This is a genomic window from Thalassomonas sp. RHCl1 (genome assembly GCF_947387555.1).
Taxonomy (GTDB): domain Bacteria; phylum Pseudomonadota; class Gammaproteobacteria; order Enterobacterales; family Alteromonadaceae; genus Thalassomonas.
On the sequence record NZ_CANDNZ010000011.1, the window covers coordinates 107,650 to 129,593 of the forward strand.

General features: G+C 49.0%; 23 protein-coding genes. 20 read left to right on the top strand and 3 right to left on the bottom strand.

Features of this window, described 5'->3' with window-relative positions:
- The 7 genes from flgH (at window position 1) to QL234_RS24565 (ending at window position 6,285) form a co-directional block, all read left to right on the top strand.
- Window positions 1-681 carry a flagellar basal body L-ring protein FlgH gene (gene flgH, locus QL234_RS24535; protein WP_281560392.1) on the top strand — a complete coding sequence of 227 codons (681 nt, stop codon included), beginning with the start codon at window positions 1-3 and terminating at the stop codon, window positions 679-681.
- 21 nt (window positions 682-702) lie between these two features.
- Window positions 703-1,824, top strand: a complete 1,122-nt coding sequence (locus QL234_RS24540; RefSeq protein WP_281560393.1) for a flagellar basal body P-ring protein FlgI — start codon at window positions 703-705, stop codon at window positions 1,822-1,824.
- Window positions 1,825-1,915: 91 nt separating this feature from the next.
- The gene (locus QL234_RS24545) at window positions 1,916-2,383 is read left to right on the top strand and encodes a rod-binding protein (RefSeq protein ID WP_281560394.1); all 468 of its coding nucleotides are present in this window, start codon (window positions 1,916-1,918) and stop codon (window positions 2,381-2,383) included.
- 3 nt (window positions 2,384-2,386) lie between these two features.
- Complete coding sequence (gene flgK / locus QL234_RS24550; protein ID WP_281560395.1) at window positions 2,387-3,718, top strand: flagellar hook-associated protein FlgK; 1,332 nt, start codon at window positions 2,387-2,389, stop codon at window positions 3,716-3,718.
- 71 nt (window positions 3,719-3,789) lie between these two features.
- Entirely contained in the window at window positions 3,790-4,686 is an 897-nt protein-coding gene (gene flgL / locus QL234_RS24555) for a flagellar hook-associated protein FlgL (RefSeq protein WP_281560396.1), read from the top strand.
- 2 nt (window positions 4,687-4,688) lie between these two features.
- Window positions 4,689-5,702 (top strand): hypothetical protein, encoded by a 1,014-nt coding sequence (locus QL234_RS24560; protein WP_281560397.1) that lies wholly within the window; start codon window positions 4,689-4,691, stop codon window positions 5,700-5,702.
- Between the two features lie 157 nt (window positions 5,703-5,859).
- Window positions 5,860-6,285, top strand: a complete 426-nt coding sequence (locus QL234_RS24565; protein ID WP_281560398.1) for a hypothetical protein — start codon at window positions 5,860-5,862, stop codon at window positions 6,283-6,285.
- Between the two features lie 111 nt (window positions 6,286-6,396).
- Here the strand turns inward: QL234_RS24565 and QL234_RS24570 are convergent, their stop codons facing one another.
- Window positions 6,397-9,525, bottom strand: coding sequence for a chitobiase/beta-hexosaminidase C-terminal domain-containing protein (locus QL234_RS24570; protein ID WP_281560399.1), 3,129 nt, complete (start codon window positions 9,523-9,525; stop codon window positions 6,397-6,399).
- A gap of 465 nt (window positions 9,526-9,990) precedes the next feature.
- Here QL234_RS24570 and lafA (QL234_RS24575) point away from each other — a divergent pair, with 465 nt between their 5' ends.
- From lafA (QL234_RS24575) to QL234_RS24625, 11 genes are all read left to right on the top strand, one after another.
- Entirely contained in the window at window positions 9,991-10,944 is a 954-nt protein-coding gene (lafA, locus tag QL234_RS24575; RefSeq protein ID WP_281560400.1) for a lateral flagellin LafA, read from the top strand.
- A 464-nt stretch (window positions 10,945-11,408) separates the two neighbouring features.
- Window positions 11,409-12,371 (top strand): lateral flagellin LafA, encoded by a 963-nt coding sequence (gene lafA / locus QL234_RS24580; RefSeq protein WP_281560401.1) that lies wholly within the window; start codon window positions 11,409-11,411, stop codon window positions 12,369-12,371.
- Window positions 12,372-12,532: 161 nt separating this feature from the next.
- Entirely contained in the window at window positions 12,533-13,837 is a 1,305-nt protein-coding gene (fliD, locus tag QL234_RS24585; protein ID WP_281560402.1) for a flagellar filament capping protein FliD, read from the top strand.
- Between the two features lie 45 nt (window positions 13,838-13,882).
- A complete protein-coding gene (gene fliS, locus QL234_RS24590; RefSeq protein WP_281560403.1) occupies window positions 13,883-14,275 on the top strand; it encodes a flagellar export chaperone FliS in 393 nt (130 codons plus the stop codon).
- Window positions 14,276-14,651: 376 nt separating this feature from the next.
- Window positions 14,652-14,969 (top strand): hypothetical protein, encoded by a 318-nt coding sequence (locus QL234_RS24595; protein WP_281560404.1) that lies wholly within the window; start codon window positions 14,652-14,654, stop codon window positions 14,967-14,969.
- A gap of 1 nt (window position 14,970) precedes the next feature.
- Window positions 14,971-16,374: a flagellar hook-length control protein FliK gene (locus QL234_RS24600; RefSeq protein WP_281560405.1), complete on the top strand. Its 1,404-nt coding sequence runs from the start codon at window positions 14,971-14,973 to the stop codon at window positions 16,372-16,374.
- Between the two features lie 40 nt (window positions 16,375-16,414).
- Window positions 16,415-16,882, top strand: coding sequence for a flagellar basal body-associated FliL family protein (locus QL234_RS24605; protein ID WP_281560406.1), 468 nt, complete (start codon window positions 16,415-16,417; stop codon window positions 16,880-16,882).
- Window positions 16,883-16,900: 18 nt separating this feature from the next.
- Window positions 16,901-17,617, top strand: coding sequence for a FliA/WhiG family RNA polymerase sigma factor (locus tag QL234_RS24610; RefSeq protein ID WP_281560407.1), 717 nt, complete (start codon window positions 16,901-16,903; stop codon window positions 17,615-17,617).
- A 10-nt stretch (window positions 17,618-17,627) separates the two neighbouring features.
- Window positions 17,628-18,485, top strand: a complete 858-nt coding sequence (gene motA, locus QL234_RS24615; protein ID WP_044833733.1) for a flagellar motor stator protein MotA — start codon at window positions 17,628-17,630, stop codon at window positions 18,483-18,485.
- Window positions 18,485-19,522, top strand: a complete 1,038-nt coding sequence (locus QL234_RS24620) for an OmpA family protein (RefSeq protein WP_281560408.1) — start codon at window positions 18,485-18,487, stop codon at window positions 19,520-19,522. The genes motA and QL234_RS24620 overlap by 1 nt, the downstream gene beginning before the upstream one ends.
- A 1-nt stretch (window position 19,523) precedes the next feature.
- Window positions 19,524-19,979, top strand: coding sequence for a hypothetical protein (locus QL234_RS24625; RefSeq protein WP_281560409.1), 456 nt, complete (start codon window positions 19,524-19,526; stop codon window positions 19,977-19,979).
- Window positions 19,980-20,133: 154 nt separating this feature from the next.
- Here QL234_RS24625 and QL234_RS24630 read toward each other — a convergent pair whose 3' ends face one another.
- Together QL234_RS24630 and QL234_RS24635 are read right to left on the bottom strand one after the other, a co-directional pair.
- Window positions 20,134-20,607: a DUF4920 domain-containing protein gene (locus QL234_RS24630; protein WP_281560410.1), complete on the bottom strand. Its 474-nt coding sequence runs from the start codon at window positions 20,605-20,607 to the stop codon at window positions 20,134-20,136.
- Window positions 20,608-20,731: 124 nt separating this feature from the next.
- Complete coding sequence (locus QL234_RS24635) at window positions 20,732-21,190, bottom strand: GNAT family N-acetyltransferase (RefSeq protein WP_281560411.1); 459 nt, start codon at window positions 21,188-21,190, stop codon at window positions 20,732-20,734.
- A gap of 317 nt (window positions 21,191-21,507) precedes the next feature.
- Here QL234_RS24635 and QL234_RS24640 point away from each other — a divergent pair, with 317 nt between their 5' ends.
- Together QL234_RS24640 and QL234_RS24645 are read left to right on the top strand one after the other, a co-directional pair.
- Window positions 21,508-21,669: a hypothetical protein gene (locus tag QL234_RS24640; protein ID WP_281560412.1), complete on the top strand. Its 162-nt coding sequence runs from the start codon at window positions 21,508-21,510 to the stop codon at window positions 21,667-21,669.
- Complete coding sequence (locus QL234_RS24645) at window positions 21,662-21,943, top strand: hypothetical protein (protein WP_281560413.1); 282 nt, start codon at window positions 21,662-21,664, stop codon at window positions 21,941-21,943. The genes QL234_RS24640 and QL234_RS24645 overlap by 8 nt, the downstream gene beginning before the upstream one ends.
- The last annotated feature ends 1 nt before the right edge of the window (window position 21,944 follow it).

Genomic DNA, 21,944 nt, shown 5'->3' on the forward strand with positions numbered 1-21,944 from the left:
ATGCTGGCTAAACGTTTCACTCTCACCATCGGCGTACTTTTCCTGTCCGGGTGCGCCACCAGCTATCACCCGGCACAGCCGCAGCCGGGGGAAAGGCAATGGCAACCTACGGTCACCAAGGCGCTGCCAACTACGGCGCCCAAGGCAAAAGACGGCAGCTTATTGCAAAACGCCCGTTTGCTCAATATGTTCCAGGACAGGCGCGCCTACGGTGTCGGCGATATCCTGACCGTGATGTTAGATGAAGAAACCCAGTCCAGCAAAAGGGCCGATACCGATATCGGCAAAAGCAGCGATACCAGCGGCACCTACAGCGCCGTTTTCCCCAACACCAATGAAAGCGGCAGCTTTGGTTTTGGCAGCAACCGCAGCTTTAACGGCAGCTCCAGCGCCAGCCAACAAAATACCCTGACCGGCGCCATTACCGTCACCATAGCCGAGGTATTGGACACAGGCGCTTTGCGCATCAACGGCGAAAAATGGATCAAGCTCAACCAGGGAGATGAATATATCCGCCTGACCGGCCTTATCCGGGTAGAAGATGTTGACCGCGCCAACCGGATCAGTTCACAACGCATAGCCGATGCCCGCATCACCTATGCCGGACGCGGCGCCCTGGCGGAAGCCAACCAGCAGGGCTGGCTGTCGCGTTTCTTCAACAGCGGTTGGTTCCCTTTTTAGGTTTGATAAGTGAAAATTAACATGAAAAAAATCTGCGCTTTTCTCCTGCTGTTCTCCGGCTTATTGCTGCTGTCGCAAGTAAAAGTGGCCCATGCCAAACCGGCACGTATGTTACTGGATATCACGGATATCCAGGGACTGAGAAAAAACCAGCTGGTGGGTTACGGCCTGGTGGTAGGTCTGGACGGCACCGGCGACAAGAACCAGGTAAAATTTACCAGCCAGTCCATGGTCAACATGCTGCAGCAATTCGGCGTCACCCTGGACGACAGAACCGATCCCAAACTGAAAAATGTCGCCGCGGTCACAGTAACCGCCGACATCATGCCCCAGGCGGGTAAAGGTCAGCTGGTGAATGTCACCGTTTCTTCCATCGGCGATGCCAAAAGCCTGCGCGGCGGCACCTTGCTGTTAACGCCGCTAAAAGGCATAGACGGCCAGATTTATGCGACCGCCCAGGGCAACCTGGTAGTCGGCGGCATCAAGGCCCAGGGCAATTCCGGCTCCTCCATTACCGTCAATACCCCGACCACAGGCACTATCCCCAACGGCGCGGTGATCGAGCAGGAAATCCAGTCGGACTTTATCGAACAAAAAGACGTGATCCTCAATTTAAAGCGGCCGAACTTTAAAACCGCCCGCAATATCGAAGTGGCCATCAACGACCTGTTCGGCCCGGATGTCGCCCGCGCCCAGGGCCAGCACAGGATAGCGGTCGCCGCGCCGACCGATGCCAGACAAAGGGTCACCTTTATGTCCATGCTCGAAGAAATCGAAGTCGAGCTCGGCCGCACTAAACAAAGGGTGGTGTTTAACAGCCGCACCGGCACTGTGGTGATGGGGGCCAATGTCAAGGTCAGAAAAGCCGCCGTCAGCCACGGCAATTTAACCGTGACCATCACCGAAAGCAGCAATGTCAGCCAGCCTAACGCCTTCGGCCAGGGCAATACCGTGACCACGCCGGAATCCTCGATTTATATCGAAAAGGGGGAAAACCCCATGTTTGTCTGGCCCGAAGGCACCTCGCTTGATGTGATTGTCAAAGCCATCAACAGCTTAGGCGCTGCGCCGGATGACCTGATGTCCATTTTACAGTCCCTGCATGAAGCGGGCTCCCTGGAAGCCGAGCTAGTGGTAATTTAATGACAAAGATACCGGACGACTCAATGTCCTCATATTATCAGCAATCCCTGCATCAAGCAGGATCCCTGAAAGCAAAATTGGTAGTTATTTAATGACTAAAATAACCGACGCCGGGCTTTATTTAGATCCCAAGGCAATCAACAGTATCAAGGAAAACACCAACAAAACCGAAGGGCTGGAACAGGCAGCAGATCAGTTCGAAACCCTGTTTTTGCAGATGGTGTTAAAAAGCATGCGCGATGCCAGCGATGCCCTCAGCGATGAAGAATCACTGGGCTCGAGCAAACAGGAGCGCATGTACCGGGATATGTACGACGGACAGCTGACCATGGCAATGATCAATAAAGGTTCGATCGGCATCGCCGATGCTATGGTGAAACAGCTGTCACCGGCAGAAAATACCGGGGAAATAACCCCATCAGCGACACCGGAGCAAAATAAAAGCGACGATGCATTAAAGTCTGCTGCCAATACGGTCGCTAATCAGGAAGTAAGCCATGACGCGTTTCGTCAGTCGCTTATTACCATGAACAAGATTAATAAATCCGGAGCCTCATAAGCTATGAGTATGTTGAGTAATGGTTTATCAGGGTTAACCGCCTCGCAAATCGCCTTAAATGTTGTCAGTAACAACATCGCCAACAGCAATGTTGCCGGTTATACCCGGCAGCAAACCGTCAGCAGCGCGCTGATCAGCAACAGCAATAATTCCCTGTCCAGCGGCTCCGGGGTGGAAGTGTCCGCCATCAACCGGATCACCGACGATTATCTCAACAATAACTTATGGCGCAGCAACTCCAGTTACGGCTTTAACCAGGCCTACAGCGATTATCTCGGCGTGACCGAGCAGCTGCTGGCCAACGAAAATCTCAGCCTGGCGGTCGGCATGGACGATATGTTCAATGCCTTTAATTCCGCTTCCGCCGAACCCAGCAGTATCGCGCCGCGGCAATTGATCATTTCTTCCGCTGAAGCGTTAACGCAAAAATTTAATTCCCTGGCCGCCAACCTGGATATCCAGCGGGTGCAAATTGAAGAACAGGCGGACGGCATGCTGGAAATGGCCAACAGTTTGTTTGTCGAGGTCGCCACCTTGAACCAGGAAATTGTCGACGGCACCGCCCAGGGGGCCAATGTCTCCGCCCTACTCGACCAAAGAGATGAAACCGTCAACTCCCTGTCCAAGTTGATGGATGTCGAAGTGGCGCGTATGGATGACGGCTCCTTCACCCTGTCCATGACCGGCGGTCAGCCGCTGGTATTGGGGTCGAGCGCCGCCAGCCTAAGCCGGGTCGGCAACAACTACCAGGTCAACCTCGCGGGACAGCCCTTTTCCTTCAGCGGCGATATCGGCGGGGAACTCGGCGGTATTCTGTCTTATGAAAGCAATATTCTCGACACCACGGAAGCCAGTTTAAACCAGCTGGCGCAAGATCTGGCGGACGATGTCAATAACCAGCTGGCCTTAGGGCAGGACATCAATACCATAGCCGGCGCAGGCGCACCGCTGTTTGACTACAACCCGTTAGATCCCGCCGGCAGCCTCAGTATTTCTGCCGGTTTTGAACCGGAAGATCTTGCCCTGGGGGCAATCGGGGCAGGCCCGGGGGATAACAGCAACTTATCCCAGATCATCGCCCTCAAAGACAACCATTACGATACCTATAACTCCCTGGTAGGCACTTTGGCGATCAAAAGCGGCCAGGCGGGGGCAGAAGCCCAGGCCAGTAAGAGCATCGCCGACGACGCCCTGGCACAAAGAGACAGCGTCAGCGCCGTCAACCTCGATGAAGAGGCGATGTCGCTGATCCAGTACCAGCAATCCTACCAGGCCAATGCCAAAGTGGTCAGCGCCTCGCAGCAATTATTCAATACCCTGCTGTCGATGTTTTAGCCCGGCATATGGCAATGAAAGCATTTTTTAATTTTTATTTTTTAGCGAAAGCACAGTATTAAGGAAACATCATGAGAGTCAGCACAGGTCAGTTACAACAACTTATGATGAACGGCTTCCAGCGGGGCGCGGTAGACTTTGCCAACATCAGCCAGCAAATGGCCACGGGCAAAAAAATCCTTAAACCCTCTGACGATGCCCTGGGCACGGTACAGCTGATGGCGCTGAAAAAAGAACAGGCCAATATCGAGCAGTTCAACAGCAATATCAGCAACGCCCGCCGCCAGCTGGGCAGCGCCGAAACCTATATCTCCAGTATGTCCGATACCCTGCTTAAACTCAGGGATCTCACCCTGGAAGCCGGTAACGGCGCCTATGGCCTGTCGGAGCGCCAGGCGCTGGCGGCAGAAATGCAATCCCTTAAAGACGCGTTAATGGACACCGCCAATGCCAAAGGCAGTAACGGCAAATACCTGTTTTCCGGCTCAGAAGTCGAAACCGCACCGATTTCCGGTCCGGTTGCCGGGGCCTATTCCTATGACGGCGATAACCTGGGGCGCCAGATCAGCGTTTCCTCCGGGGTGCAGGTCACTTCCAATTTTGATGTCGAAAAGGTCTTTTTTAACGGCGGCGATTTTTTCCAGGATCTCGATGACTTTATCGATGTCCTCAATACCCAGACCGGCAGTGTAGGCAATGATGTCAGCAACATGCTCGACAGCCTGGATACCAGTATTACCGGCAACCTGAAATTGCTGACCGAGGTCGGTAGCCGTATCAACAGCCTGGACAAGGTAGAAAACACCAATAACGATATCGAACTCTACGGCCAGACCCTGCAGCTGGAGCTGGAATCCCTGGATTACGGCCAGGCCTCGATGCAGCTGACCCAGGCGGAGCTGGCATTGCAGGCCACCCAGCAGGTTTATATCAAGGTCAACCAGCTTAACCTGTTTGATCAGCTCTAATTATGAAGTTATTACAGCAACTTAACCTGACAGGTACCAAGGAAAGAGCAGGTAGCAACATACTGCCGACGGCAAACAATAAAGCCGCCGCCCTAAGTCAGGTCAACAACAAAGACAGCCAAGCCAGGGCGGGAACCAGATCAACACTGGCCAAGGTTGATACCAACCGCTTTCAAATGTGGTCAACGATCGGCCAGTTACAACATAAACACAGCCAGGCCCAGGGCGCAGAGCGCAGCCTGACCCAGGTCTACCGGGGACTGCTCAATGTCGGCCAAACCAGCAAAACCAATGTCCGCCATCCCCAGCAAACCGCCGATCAAATCCGCCAGCTTGAAGCCAAAGTCAGTCATAACCTCAGTGGCAGCTTGCAGCCGAAATTACTCAATCCCCAGGGAGAGCAAAAAGAATATCAGCTGGGAAATATCGACCTGTTGACGCCAAAAGCAGCGGAAACCGTTAACCTGGTGATCCCTGCCGCCGGCAAGTCCGTCAGTTTTCATTTACCCGCTTATGGCCAGCCTAAAGAAATGCTCGACAATATTAACCGGGCACTGTCGCCGTTAAAAATCTCCGCCCATACCACCACCGGACAAAAACTGGTGTTAAGCTTGCCGGCTGAGCAGCAGCGTATGCTGGAAGAGCCGGTATTATTTTCCGGTGAAGGCATCAGGATCCCGGCGGGCAACCCGGTACCGGTAAAATTACAACCTCAGGGCAGCGACTTAAGCGAACTGGCAAAAATCATAGAAAACGACCAGCCGGATGAAATCCTCAGCGCGGTGAAACAGCTCAAAACCAAGACCAAAAATACCATCGCCCAGGTGCGTCATTTTATCGGACAAATCAACCAGGACGCACAAACAGCCATGCCCAGTGTCGATATCAGCTCGGTAGAGCAGCAAGTCGGCCAGGCGTTACAGCAGGGAGATTTTGGCAGCCGCCTGACCGCCCTGCTGGCCCAGGCCAATGTTTCCCGCGACACCACAGTGGCCTTGCTTAAGAAAAAAACTTAAACTAAAAACACATACCCGCGCTATTCACAGCGCGGAAGTAACGATACTTAACCCAAAAGGCAGCCCCCAGCCGCTGAAAATCAACAGGCAATCACCGGACGTGCTCAGCTGCAGCGACGGCTAGCAGGATCATACATTATTAACCGACACCCTGACCTTGGGCAGCTATGCCGGTAAAACCGCCGACAGTGGCAACCAGTTTTATTTATATAAAAGCGATGAAGTAACTCAATTGGGGTCGATTGCTTTTTTCAGGGATGATACAGAAAAAGCAGTATCGCCTATCTTGCTAATGAAGGAGATAACCGACTTGATCATGCCGGATATCAATCAACCTAAGGCACCTCATATTTATTTCACCGAGCCAGGTTGCCAAGGCACGGCTTTGCTGGCATCTAATACCAATCCAATTGAGGTATTTACCTCCCACGATTTTAATAACGACTTATATTTTTCTAGGGGGAGTTATATGGAGAAGCAAGAGTCCAATCTAATTATAATGCCTCTTACTACAGGTGAATGCCGCTCGGGTTACTACACTCAAGATTTTTATGAGCTTAATACATCACCCGGTTTGTGGTGAAGGTTTTTGCCAAATAAAACAGAATAAGTCAAAGATCCCGGAGTGATGATTATATGTTTCACTCCGGTTTATGTCTTTCCTCAAATATTCCCTGACTTACGCCAGTTATTCTTAATGCACTACCGGCTTCCCAATTAACTTCGTCTTGATTAATACATTATTCAGTGGCAACACGGTTCTGGTCGCTTCAAGAAACTGGCTTTCATCCTCAGGATAACGGTTGCCGTTTTGATCCCGGCACCACCACTGGGTAACATACACTCCGGCTTCCTGGTAAAGAAATTCAGCAGTCATACCTTGCGGTTCACGTTCCAGCGATGCGCCTTCACCATGAGTTTCGGCATAGCAAGTTTGCGCATTCGAAATATTCCAGTAAAAAGCCGCTTTTTCGCCTACCTTGATCACCGCAGGCTGCCATTCAAATTGCAGGGTTACCATTTTCTGGCTGACAGTATCGCTCCAATGCCCGGCGCCATCACAATAAGAGGCTCCATTTCCCGGGTCAGTAACGCAGCCCACGACCCTAAATTCATAGTTGCTGTCGGAACGGTCAGGCAAGCTATAAGAAGTCGATGTGATATTATCCGCTGCCAGTGTCCAGCTGCCGCCATTTAAGCGCTCTTCGATACGATAGCCCAGGGCATGATCCACGCCCTGCCAGGAAAGCAGCTGTGCCCCATTTTCTCCGGTAGTCACTTGCAGATTCTGCGGTGCGTCAAGCTTTTCAACGGTTAACACCGGCTCAAGATAACTGCCTTCAATTTCAGGAATGCGGTTACCGTCACGCCCCTGGCAAAACCATTGCTCTTTATAGCTGGTTTCAGGCGGATAAAATGCGGGGGTGGTCGTAGAGCCATTGCCATTATAGCGCGGGGAGATAAGACCTCCCGGGATATTCGCCCGCTCACAGTACCTGACTTCATCGGCAACACGTTTCAATATGGCGGTTTGGCCATATTTAATACTACCAGGTTGCCAGCTGATATCTATAGTGCCCGGAATATCCGTTAGCGCCCCTCCCACGATAAAATTAACTTGCGCGGTAAGAAATTCATCGCTGCTTTCCGGCAAACGGTTGCCGTATTTATCTTCACAGTACCAGCTTACTTTTACCGTTTTAATTCGATCGGTAGAACCATGAACAATCTTACCCGAAGGAGGAAATTCAACGCCAGTTTCATCGTCTATCGGCCCTCCGGTATTAAAGCAGATTTCGGCATTCTTCACATTCCAGTGAAAAGTGGCATGTTCCTCAACAAAGACTTCTTCCGGGCGCCAGGTAAAAGTTTCAACAGACATAGGCTCCCCGCGAAAAACATAATGTTCACTGACGATTTCACTTTGCAAATTCCAGCCGCTATTGTTAGGCCTGACCACCTGCTTTTCGGTCCAAGTTTCTATGGTGGAAGTCCGCGAAATAATAAAGGGTTGCTGATAAAGCTTTTTATCACCACCATTAATGCGGTAATAGGTATAACTGTCAGTCGCCTGGCTGGTTTGCTGAATTTCTACCTCTAAGGTCAGAGGAATGTTATTAACTTCCTGCCAGGTGCCTCCTTGAGTGATGGTCGGTGCAGATGGCTTAACCCAGGCATTAATTTGCTGGCTAGTGGCGCAGGTACCAAATTCATTGCACGCCCAAAGGGTAAAAAAGTAGACTCCAACATCCCGATCGAAGGTAATACTTTCCTGTTTATAGTTTTTAACAAGCCAGCTATCTACTTCATCATGCCAGCTACCGCCGGAAATATCATAATAACTGGCCAGTTCATCTTGACACCAATTCAGGTTAATCAATTCATTTTCCACAACGGTATTATTTAACGCCTTAAAACACTCGGGAACAGCAGGCTTAGGAACCATTTCAAAACTTGCTTCAATGACATCACTGGTAACACTGAGTCCTGGCTCAACGGCTATGGCTTTAATCTGCGTAGTTTCACTGATCACCAGTTCATCGGCGATATAATGGTGTGAAGCTGTGGTAGGCGTACTGCCATCCAGCGTATAATAAATATCGGTACCGGGCACATCGTGCCTTAGCAGTATTCTGCTACTGACTGAGAACTTACCTGTATTTGTACCAAAAAAAGGTGGTGCCGATTTATATTGATAAGTCTGAGAAACCTTTTTTCCTTCAACATATGAATACACCCCGTTGTTCACCACTATTTTCTTGGTTACCGCTTCAATAGTCCCCCCTTGACTTAAAGTAAAAGGTTGGCTGTATTTCACGAAGTCACCGTCATCTATGCGATACCAAATTTCACCATCTTTAGTAATAGTGGACATAGTGATCAGGGGGAGAGTACCTGCAAAAAAACCACCAGGAGTGATCTCTGGCTTCGCCGGAATCACCCAGGCATTAACCTTGTTACCCCATAAACAAGCCCCTAACTCATTACAGGCCCGCAACTGATAATCATAAACACCAACAGCGGGGGCTAGCTCGATACCAACCTGTTCCAGGCGCTTAAATAAATAGCTATTGCCGCTGATAATCTGGTAGTAACTGGCATTTTCATCCTCACACCAGTTTAAGGTAACTCCCTCATCTTCACCAACATAATTATCGACAACCGATAGGCAATGGGGGGCGGCAGGAATAGCGACAACATCATAGCTTTTCACGGCAATATCACTTAGGACACCACCGTTGGATTGGGCGACAGCTTTCACGGTGACATCACTTTCTGAAGTGATAACTCCGTTATACAAGGTAGAGTTTTCCGTGGGTGTACTGCCATCGAGGGTGTAAAAAATTTGCTCGCCGGCAGAGCCAGAGGAAAGCGTGATACCGACACTCCCCGATACCCTGTCATCATTAGGTTTGATAACCGGTGCAGGTATAGAGGTATTTAAAGTGGTTATTTCACTTTCATAATCAAGATAAGCCATACTGGGCCGGGTTAGCAGGTTTTCAACAACTCCCCAGGCTTCAACAACGGCTCCGGCATTAACGGTAAAGGGAGTACTATAATACGCAATAGTTCCGCCATCGATACGATACTTTATCTTTTCTTCGCCGCCTTGCCCCGTTATCGTTATCTGCCGGGTATTTCCAATACCTGACTCTGTAACCAAAGGTTGCTCCGGAACAACATTTACTTCAATCAGGTTAGTCCAAACACAGGTATTGGCCTGATCACAAGCCCTAACCAGCAAACGTATCAGACCTATATAAAGGTTATCAACGGAAAAGTGACGGTCAGTGATATCAGCTGTCAACCAATGGCTCATATTATAAACCTTATAATAAGCAGCCTCCGGCACCTGGCACCAATTTAATTCAATGGTTTGGTTCACCGCCACCTTAGTCTGAGCAGCCTGCAAGCAGTTCGCATCATTTATCGTAATTGCCCGTGCTTTAACTGTCATCAATATCAAAACAACCAGCAGAACACTGCCATAAGATATCAAACGCATTATTAGTTAACCCAACAAAAAAGGGGAGAATATATAGAGTTAGCATTGGCGAGTAAACAAACAATTAGGAAAAATAAAAAAAGATCAAAAAAATTTAAGTAATCCAAAAACCTTGTCGCTTTGTTCTAGTAGCAACCAAGTAGTACATCAACTTGGTACAGAGTCACTGAATAAGTTACACGCTGGTTAGTTCGTTGACGAATGAGCTAGCCGGCAATTATTCCCGGCTCAATTAACCAAAGCACATGTAGTGCTTAAGTAACATTAGGAGAATGCCACATGGCTTTATCAATTCACACTAACTACGCCTCTCTGGTTACCCAAAACCAGTTAGGTAAAACCAACAGCATGTTATCTACCGCTATGGAACGTTTAGGTACTGGTCTGCGTATCAACTCAGCAGCAGATGATGCTGCTGGCCTGCAAATCGCGGTACGTCTACAGTCTCAGTCTAACGGTCAGCAAGTTGCCATGCGTAACGCACAAGATGCAATTTCTATGTTGCAAACCGGTGAAGGCGCGTTTGATGAAATCACCAACATCACTCACCGTATGAAAGACCTTGCTACGCAAGCGGCTAACGGCACGAATGGCGATACCGAGCGTAAATCATTAAACGATGAATTTACCCAGTTAAGTTCAGAGCTGAACAATATCCTGAAGAATACCGAATACGGTTCAGGCAATAAATTATTCAGCGTTGATTCCAGTGTTGCCGCCGGTGCAGCCACCTACACCAACGCCGAAGGTTTTTCTGGCAGCGGTTTGAAATTCCAAATCGGTGCTTCAACTTCAGAAACCATGACGGTTGACGTTCAGGCATCTATTGAAGATATCGCCACCCGTGTTGCCACTATCGGTAACATCTTTGACGACCAGGGCACGCCGACTTTTGATTACCAGACATTCGACGGTACCACTATCGTTGATGCCAACGCCACAGATCAGCAAGACCTTGCCTCAAAAGCCATGGATAACCTGGATGCCTTATTGGCGGATGTTGGTGATTTACGTGGTCAGTTCGGTGCATCAATCAACCGTTTAGACCATACCATCAATAACTTAGGTAACATGAACCAAAATATCGAGTTATCTAAAGGCCGCATCATGGATGCCGACTTTGCTTCTGAGTCTTCCAGCATGACTAAGAACCAAATGTTGATGCAATCTGGTATGTCGGTATTAAGTAATGCCAACCAGATCAGCGGCATGGTAACCAGCTTACTGCGTTAATCTTTTTACGCGTCAAGTACCGGCGGTGTTGTTCCCTATCAGCTGCCGGTACTTTTTTAAAGTACAGATTCAAAAGTAAATTTATCACCATCTCCTTATTTGTCTTAACTCGCATCCACTTTATTTTTTTCACCCTGGCTAAAAAAATACACATACCTTCAGCGTTTAAAAATCCTTGTTAAAAACCGATAAAAGCCTTTATTCACACATCTTGCGATATATTTTTTGGCTGCGTGTTTGCCCAACTTCCCCAACAGAATAAAAAAACAAAAAAGATTAAAGTCTCAGCTTAAGGGGGTCGCTTTCTCTTAGTAGCAGCAAAAGTCGTCCATATATTTGCCGACAGAGCTTCAGAGTCAATTAAACGTTGGTTGGTTCGTTGACCAATGATCTGGCCGGCGATTATTCCCGGCTCGATTAATCAAAGCACGTGTTGTGCTTAAGTAACACTAGGAGAATGCCACATGGCTTTATCGATTCACACTAACTATGCCTCTTTGGTTACCCAAAACCAGCTAGGTAAAACCAACAGCATGTTATCTACCGCGATGGAGCGTTTAGGTACAGGTCTGCGTATCAACTCTGCCGCCGACGACGCTGCCGGCCTGCAAATCGCAGTACGTTTACAGTCTCAGTCTAACGGTCAGCAAGTTGCTATGCGTAATGCCCAGGACGCAATTTCTATGTTGCAAACCGGTGAAGGCGCGTTCGATGAAATCACCAACATCACTCACCGTATGAAAGACCTTGCTACGCAAGCGGCTAACGGCACGAATGGCGATACCGAACGTAAATCGTTAAACGATGAATTCCAACAGTTAAAATCTGAACTGACTAACATCCTGGGCAATACTGAATACGGTTCAGGCAACAAATTATTCAGCGCTACCGTCGATACCACAACCACAACACCAGCCTTCACCAATGCCGAAGGTTTTGCCGCCGGTGGCCTGAAATTCCAAATCGGCGCTTCAACCTCAGAAACCATGACGGTTGATGTTCAGGGCTCTATCGAAGATATCCTGGCTCGTGTCGATACTCTAGGGGCGATTTTCGATGACCAGGGTACGCCGACTTTCGACTATAAGACCTATGACAGTGCCACCGATACTTTGTCGGCCACCCTCAATGCTACCGATCAGCAAGACCTTGCTTCAAAAGCTATGGACAACCTGGATGGCTTACTGGCAGATGTCGGTGATTTACGTGGTCAGTTCGGTGCGTCAATCAACCGTTTAGACCATACCATCAACAACTTGGGCAACATGAACCAGAACATTGAGTTATCTAAGGGTCGTATCATGGATGCCGACTTTGCTTCTGAGTCTTCAAGCATGACCAAGAACCAAATGTTGATGCAATCTGGTATGTCGGTATTAAGTAATGCCAACCAGATCAGCGGCATGGTAACCAGCTTATTGCGTTAATCTTTTTACGCGTCAAGTACCGGCGGTGTTACTCCCAATCAAGCTGCCGGTGCTTTTTTTATTTTTATTTTTATTTTTATTTTTATTTTTATTTTTATTTTTATTTTTAACGTTACTTTAATTGCGGATGCTGAAATAGCACAGGGTTCGCCGGAGGTTTTATGATAGATGCGGCTTCTTTTGCTTCTCAACTGGTCAGCGCCGAACGCGCCGGTTTAGATAATCAATATCAATACCAGCAAGCACTGGCGCAAAATAAAATTACCGCCTATCAAGCGCTGGATACTAAGGTCAGTGCCTTTGACAGTGTTTTAACGGCCTTGGCCGACAGCGATAACCTCAACGCCACCACCACCAGTTTAAGCCAGGAGGGCTATTTTACCGCTAGTACCAGTGACGGCGCCACCGCAGCCAGCTACACGGTAGAAGTGTCCAAGCTTGCCCAGGCCCACAGGGTCGGGCTGGATTTTGCCAGTGAAACCTGGGTAGCCCCGACGGCCGGTAACTTGAATATAGATTTAGCCGGTACCAGCATGAATCTGGATTTAAGTACTTTACCCGCCGGTGCTACCCTGGTTGAACTGCGCGATGCCATTAACAGCGCCGCCGACAATCCCGGAGTGCAGGCATCGATTATCCGTACCGGAACCAATGTCAAACTGGTGGTCAACAGTGAAGAAACCGGCGCCGCCAATACCATCAGCATGACCCTGAGCGGCGGCAGCGGCACCGAATATACCGAATTACAGACTGCCATTAGCACCAGTACAGAATTAACCGCGGCGCAGGATGCCGAATTTAAATTCAGCGGCATAGATATTGTTTCCAGCACCAATAAAGTCACCGATGTTGTTGACAACCTCACCTTAGAGCTGACCCAGACCAATGCCGGTAACCCGGTAACCTTGACCGTGAACCGCGATGATGACAGCATCAGCTCAAATATGCAGTCTTTGGTGGACGCCTATAACGACATAATGGATGAAATCAAGGGCAATACCCTGTCGGAAGACGACAGCTATGTCGCCTTGGCCGGTGACGCCACCGCCCGCACCCTGAGCAGCCAGCTCAGAAATGCTTTCTTTGACTTACCCTCAGGTACCTATTTAAGTGATCTGGGCCTGGAGTTTGACCGTTATGGAAAATTATCATTAAATACCAGCGACTTGTCAGATGCCCTGGATGCCGACCCCACGCTTTTAGATACCATGCTGCTGGCCAGTGATGGCCTGGTCACCCAGTTAGCAGCCAAAGTCGAACCTTACAGCAAATCCAGCGGTATTTTTGATGATAAGGTTTCCACTTTGAATGGTGAGATTGACCGCATCAATGACAAAACCGAACAACTAAACTTACGCATGGAAAATACCTACCAGCGTTACCTGATGCAATTTACCCAAATGAATCAGTTAGAAAGCCAAATGCAGGCAACAACCAGCCTGTTCAGCTTCGGCACAACCAGCTAATTTTTGGCATAAATTTTCCCGAAATAAGGAAACTAAGGATCCACTATGTACGACTTTAATTCAGGTTTAGATGCCTACCAGGAAACCTCCAACGAAGCCCAGGCGGCAACCGCCGATCCCCATAAATTAGTGGTGATGCTGATTGAAGGTTTTCTCGATGAACTCGAGCGCGCCCAGGGACATATCCAGGCACAGCGTTTCGAACACAAAGGCCGCTCGATCAGCAAATGCATGGATATACTCGCCGGACTGGATTCTGCCCTGGATATGGAGCAAGGGGGCGAAGTGGCGGACAACCTGCACAACCTTTATGAGTATTGCGCCCTGACCCTGTATAAGGTCAGCATCAGCAACGAAACCGAGCAGCTGACTTCGGTCTTTACCGTGATGGAAAATCTCAAACTGGGCTGGCAGCAAATGGGCAGAGACGCCGCTTAACGCCGCCCCTGTTGATAACCTGAGGCTGGCAGCATAACGCCAGCCTGGTATGAATGCAGTAGAACGAGAAGTAACAAGCAATTTGATGTTGACTCCCTAAATCATCATCTTTCTTAGCCTCAATAGTTCGGCACCGGAGATTCTCCGGTTTTTTTTTGCCTGAAAATCATCAAATTGCCGCGACAGCTATTAAGCAATAAAGACTGACTTTCCCCGGTATCAACCCCGCTTCCGCAAGCGGAAATTCAACTTCCTCCCCACTACACAGCAACATCATAACACACTGATTTTAAATGTTATTTTAATTGGCGCATTGCTTGCAATATTGTCAGAACATTTAATCCGGTCGTTATAACTTTGCGTAAAGTCAGGTGTCATGGACAAAAACAAACTTGTTTTATCAATGAGAAAAAATATTACCTTATTAACCAAAGCCATGGTTGTTGCCGCCAATGATTTCCAGATCAACAGGGTGGCTGAACTCGATCAAAAAGTAACACAATTATTATCCCAGTTAATCGATAAACCCGAAGTACGCAACGCGCTGAAAACCGAACTGGATGCCTTATATCAAAGCCACCAAAAGTTATTGCAGGACTGCCGCTTAGGCAGAGACGCTATCAGAGAGTCATTAAAATACCTGCAACAAAATAAGGAAGGTTTACTCGCTTACCAGGAAATGGACGAACAATAATATGCTGCCAATTAACACCCATGCCTCAGCCCGGGATACCGTAAAGTCTGATGATATCAGCGCAAACAGCCGCCAGGGCAACGAAACGGCCACAGATGAAAGCTATCAGGAGATATTATCGTCCCTGAAGCAAGAGCAAACCTCTGCACCTGCCGAAGAAAAAAGTAAGCAGCAGAGCGAACAAAACCAGCAGGCAAGATTAGCAGACAGTGACGCTTCTCCGGAACAAACGGCTCCAGAAACCGGTAACGGCGATATCCTTAAGCCGCAGACACTAATGCCGCAATCGGCTTTATCAGCAGATAAAACACAGGAACAGGTTGCGCTTAAGCTACCGGATAGCCAGCTTACTGATGAGGAAGCCACTGACCAGGCAGTCGCCCTGACCAACACCACTGAGGCTAAAGGCCTTGATGCCGATATCCGTCCTTTAGCCGACAGTGAAGTAAAAATCAGGCAAGCACAGCAGCAAATACAGACATCCCAGGCGCAGCTAACAGCAGAGGATAAGCGGGCTGCTTCGGTAAAGGTTGAAACGCCAGTTATGCCGGCAACGGCTACAGACCAACTAAGCCAAAACCTTTCACAGCCAGCAGCCGGGGATACGGCTGCCGCCACGCTAACTGACCCCGGCAAACAGGCACAGCAGGCCAGCCAGGCAGTATCTTTGCTCTACCGCCAGCAAGGGCTGCAAAGCACAGGCAAGCTTACTACCGATCAGATGCAGGTGATGACAGAGCAAAGTGGCATGCTAAGCAATAAAGGCTTGGCCAATAGCGGCGCTATGCTCAGCAAATTAGACGGTGTGCAGGGCTCTGTGCTTCAGGGGCAGGCCATGGGTGATATCAGGGGCATGACAGAATTTTCTCCTGCCACGGCCCGGGTCGAGGGGCTGGCACCCACATCAGGACAAGCCCAGACGCCAACACTGGCGACGGACACCACTTTGGCGGAACGTTCACAAACGGCTAACGGCAAATATGAGTGGTCCATGCTCAAGCTCGACAGTCAGAAGCAAAACTGGTCGAGACAACTGTTTAATACCCTGCAGGACCGCATAGAAATGCAGGCCAACCAGCAAATCAAGCAGGCAAAAATACGCCTGGATCCGCCGGAACTTGGCAGGCTGGAACTGATGGTGCGCATCGAGGGCGATCGCATGTCGGTCAGCGTCAATGCTTCAAACTCAGCGGTCAGGGAAGCACTACAGGAAACCAATGACAGGTTGCGCCAGGAGCTGGAAAATCAGTTCGGCTCCTCGGTAGATGTCAACGTCGGCTCAGATTCTTCCGATCAGGCATTTAAGAATGACGAGGAAATGGTCGCTGTTACTAATGTTGAAGCCACTGAAATAAATCAAAGCTCAGTTCCTTTAACCACAGGCTGGCTCAATGCCTTAGCCTAAAACAGAGTCTCAGCCTGAGCCAAAGCGGAGTAGTAATAAGTTGAAATCTAAGATACAGGGTAAGACCCAGGTTATTGTCATCACCATATTAGCCACCTTGATCATTGTCGCCGGGCTCAGTTATGCAGGCGTTAATTTCGGCGGCGATATCCTGAAAAGCTTTAATCAGCAACCGACAGACGAACAAAACCGCCCCCTTTATTATCCGCTGGAAAAGCTGGTGATCAGTGTCGAAAGCGACAAGGTGATTTATTACATGATGATGGAAGTGAGCCTGGAAACCCACGACGAGCCGTCATTATCACAAATTCGCCATTTTCTGCCAGTGATCCGCAACCATTTTGTTAAAGACTTAAGCCAGCGTAATTTCCAGTCCATGCGCGGTTATCTCAAAGACTTAAGCAGTTTGCAGCAGGAGTTGCATCAGTCCCTGAAGCTGGTGCTGGAAAAATATCAGATCCCGGATGTCGTTGACGACGTCTTGATCACTAAATTAGTGATCCAGTAACAAGAGTAGGAGTGACGTGTGAATCAGAGCCTTGCCTGGAAAGAAAACAGTGAAGATCTGACCCTGCCCGGTCAGGAGGAAGAGCAGCTGCTGATCAAATACCTGTACCTGGTGAAAAGAGCCGTCAGCCACTTGCGCAGCCAGGTCAGCACCTTGCAGTCATACGAAGATCTGATCCAAATCGGCACCATGGGCTTGCTCGAAGCCATCCGCCGCTACGGCAGCGAACCCGACGATGTCTTTGAAGGTTATGCTTTTAAACGCATCCGCGGTGCTATTCTCGATGAGTTACGCCGTCAGGACTGGCGTCCGCGCCAGGCCAGGCAACAGGCACACAAACTTAACCGCGCCCGCCGCAACCTGTTAAAAGAACTGGGACGAGAGCCAGGCGAAGAAGAACTGGCCGCCAGCCTTGGGGTTGATGTCAAACAAATACAGGCGATGGAATTTGATAATGTCGCCGAAGAAATGCACAGCCTGGACGAACTGCTGCAGGTAGACAGCAATGTTTTATCTTACGACTCCAATACAGACAACGGCGAAATGAAACAGGCGCTGGCGCAAACCCTGGCGCTGCTGGATAAAAGAGAGCAACTGTTACTCACCTTATATTACCAATATGAATTAAACATGAAAGAAATCGCCCTGACCTTAAAAATCACCGAATCCCGGGTTTGCCAGTTACATAAACTGGCGGTTAAACATCTTCACACTCTGCTGGCACAGCAGCTCTAAGGATACACTTATGCAAAAATTACTTGGCCTGGGGATCATCATCATATGCGTATTCGGCGGCTTCGTTTTAGCCAGCGGCCGCTTGATCGCCCTGTGGCAACCGGCAGAGCTGATCATCATCTTCGGCGCCGGCATGGGGGCCATGGTGCTGGCCCATCCGAAAACGGTATTAATCGATTTAAAAAACCAGCTGGCGGACCTGTTCGGTAAAAAAACCGACCGCAACGCCACCATGAAAGAGCTGCTGAGTGTGATGCACGCCTTACTGGAGATGGTACGCAAACAGGGCATGAAGGCAATCGACGAACATGTCGAGTCCTGGCAGCAAAGCTCTTTTTTCCTGCAATATCCCAAGGTGCATTCAGACCCGGTACTGATCCAGTTTATTACCGACAACTTCCGCATGTTGTCTATGGGCAAGATCACCGCCCATGAACTGGAAAACATTTTAGAGCAGGAAATTATTGCCCTGGAAGAAGACCTGTTAAAACCCTCGGAAGCCATGCACACCACAGGGGAAGCCATGCCCGGCTTTGGTATTCTCGCGGCAGTGATGGGTATTATCATCACCATGTCGAAACTCGACGGCCCGTTAATGGCGATAGGCCTGCATGTCGGCGCCGCCCTGGTGGGTACCTTTATCGGTATCTTTATGTGTTATTGCCTGTTCGAGCCGTTAAGCAATGCCCTGGCCACTAAGGTCAGCCATAAGATCAAACTGCTGGAATGCGTTAAATCCATCATGGTGTCCCATGTCAGCGGCAAGTCGCCGATCCTGGCGGTAGACGCCGGCCGCAAACTTATCGACCGCGAAGCCAAACCCAGCTTTATTGAGATGGAAAAATGGCTGACCGATAAGGCCGCCTGATGTCAGAAACTATCATAATCAAACGCCAAAACCGGCGTAAACAAAAGAAAGAAGCCGGCGGCGCCTGGAAAGTCGCCTTTGCCGATTTTACTTTGGCGATGATGGCACTGTTTATGGTGTTGTGGATCCTCGCCGCCTCGAATATCGACGAAAGAACCGAATTTACCGAGCGTCTGCGCACCTATTCGGTGTTTGACGGCAAGAACAACCCTTTTGATTTAAGCAACAGCCCGCACCCTATCGACTTCGGCGAAGACTTTTCCGTGCTCGACACCAACAACCGTCTCGATCCAGATGCCATCCGCAAGTCGCAAAAAACCGCGCGCTCCCTCAACCAGAAAACCGCCAATGAAGAAGGCGACAATGGTTACGGCAACTTGCCGGAAATGAATTCCCTGTTTAAGGGCAAGGTCAATAACCCGGATCAACTGGCGCTGCTGGCATCCGAGCTTGAAGCCATCGCCGACAGCATAGGCGCGGTGGAAAATATCGAAGTAGAAGTGGTGCCTCAGGGCCTGCGTATTTTGCTGCGCGATGACGATGAAAATAAAATGTTTAAACGCGGCAGCGCCATGATGACACCGTTTTTCCAGGATGTGTTGCGCTCACTGGCCCCAATATTTGCCCAGATAGACAACCGGGTGATGATTTCCGGTCATACCGATTCTGCCCAGTTCCATAACGCCGCCTTTACCAACTGGGAATTATCCAGCCAACGGGCATTACAGGCCAGACAAATGTTGGAAATCGGCGGCATGCCCAAGCAAAGAGTCGCCCAGGTGGTGGCCATGTCTGATACTATGCTGATTGACAAGGCAGAGCCGAAATCCAGCATCAACCGCAGGATTGAGTTATTATTGCTGACCGAACAGGCAGAACAGGCGCTGAGCCTGCTGTTTAACCAGGCACCGGCCGATGCCGACACTCAAGCCCCGGATACAGCCTCAGGCAATGTCATCAACAATGCCTTTGAAGATGCCAGGGCAAACCGGCCGGTATTACGCTCACAAATTTTACTGGATGAGACAAGTAACTGATATGGATATTGGTAAAGACATCAACCGCAAATACTATCGCTGGCATTTCCAATCGGGTGAAGTGCCGCTGGTCTACCAGACCTCGGGGGTACCGGTAAAAATCTACCGGCGCGTGCTGTTTTTCGATATTTTCCTGGCCCAGGCCATTATCAAGGATATCAGTATCGGCGGCGTCGGCTTTATTACCCAGCACGAACTGGGCACTTCGCTGATCATGCAGCTGCCCAACGGCATGAAGATTCCCTGTAAAAAAGAGCACTTTTTCCAGGTCAACGACAAGCTGAATTTCTACGGCGCCAGCTGGAGCGAGCGGGAATATAAGAAAGTGATGCCGCTGCTAAAAACTTATAGCAAGGTAGCCTACCGTGCCCGCGATGACGACTCAGGAACAAAAAAGGTTACTGAGCTGCATAAAAAAACTGAACCCAGTCCGGAAAAAGATACGGCTGAGCCTTAATATCCGCTTTTTCGGCGTTTTCCATATGACATGATGAATGGGCACTCCTCTGCCAAAAGCCCGCTTAACAGGCTTCATCGGGGAATATACTCTATGCAGCAAACAAGTTTATGGAGCCAGCTGAAATTAATCCCAGGCGGACAAAATAGCCGCCCTAATCGGGGATAGTTACCCCCAGCGGTAAAAAGCGGTACAAGGTCATGACTTCGGTCACCGAGAGTGGCTCAAAGGCCGTCTGATTTTCATGCGCCCTGTGCGCCAAATGCTGCCTGGTTTGCTCCAAATCCAGTTTTTGCTCCGACAAAGTGCCGGTGGCATAGACAGTTTTACCAATAGCACTCATAGGAAACACCATTTTTCCGTCCGGCACTTTAATGGTTAACGTCGGATACTTGCCATCCGTTGCCAGATCCATCCAGCAACCGCGCTTTTTGCATACTTTCACCACCTTGCCGGTGATCGTACTTGCCTCTTGTTGATATTTTCCCGGGTTTGCCAGCAAGGTTGAGGTGTTAACCAGCTTAGCCATATCGGCGCCCGCGCCGAATGTCATCTCCTTGGCCTGTCCCTGCCAGCTTGCCAGCAGCATCAACAGCAACAGGCAGTTTTTATTCTTGAATAGTTTCAATGTTAAATTCCTTATTTAAATGGCCATCACAGCGCTTGACCGGGCGCAGTAAACAATAAAATTTATATCAAAACACCACGGCTTATTTCAACAGTATTTTGCTCATTTTTTTACCGCCCGCAGCTTACGGCTTTATCATATACAAACAGTTTTCAAGCGTGATCTCTTCGGGATACTCAGCAAACGAAAAACCAAACTTTTCATAAGCCTTTATTGCTTTTTCATTGTGAGACAACACAAACAATGAACATTCTTTTACCTTCAGCTGCAACAGCCCCAAATCGCAGATACTGCGCATAAGCTGTGATGCTATGCCTTTGCCCCGAAATTTAGGGTTTACAATCAACCTGCCCAGGTGGCATCTGCCCAACCTGAGGTAATATTGGCCGAAAGCACAAAATTCATTGTTGTCGGATACCAGAGAAAAGGAATTTAAGCTATCAAGCTTAAGATCTTCGCTAAATGAAGATAAGTCGTAAGGGTACCGGAAATTCGGCCCGGACCACTCGTTAAGTTCGTCTTCGCTGGAGAACCAGGCCATCATTTCCAACAGATGACTTTCCTGAGGTTTAATTAACTGCATAACCGCCTACCACATTGAATAATAGGAAAATTATAACATTTTAGCAGTATTCAAAATAGCAATGATTTTCCTTTATTGATGCATTTTCAGCGAGTTAAACTCATAGTACACCAAGCCATACAGTATCGATGATTTGCAAAAAGATTAAATATCACCCCAGCCTGATTTCTCCGGCATTTTGTACTATCACTAACAGGGAAATCACTCACCGGCGGAGGTGCTTTAAGAAGAGAAGCAGTAGATAAACCAAGCGCTGCCCCTAAGTGCTCACAACACTCAGAGACAGCTAACCACAACAGATATACGAGGTATCCATCATGGCTAAACCTAATGATATGCCAGAGTTTCAATCGGTTAAAGCTTACCTAACAGAAAGTTTAACAGAAAATATACCTGCCCCCATCACCCGGCTTTCACCGGCAGCTTATACCAGCAGCTATGCACCGTTAAATAACAAGGGAGGCCGCTCTCATGTCTGAATCAAAGTTACCCCTGACGGAGGAGGCCGTCAAAAAGGAGCAGCTGTCGGACGATTTTGCCGACCTGCGTGAAGACTTTAGCAAGTTCAGTGAAGAATGCGCCTTCCTGTTCGATGCATTCGCAGCGATTACCCGCGAGCCCGAATGCATCACGGAGCATACCAGTGAAGGTATCAGGCACCTGTGCTATTGGCTCAAATATCAGGTTATCGGCTACCGGGAGAAAATAGAAGCAATGCAGGAGCAATGGAGATCGCTTAGCCGCAAGCAATAAT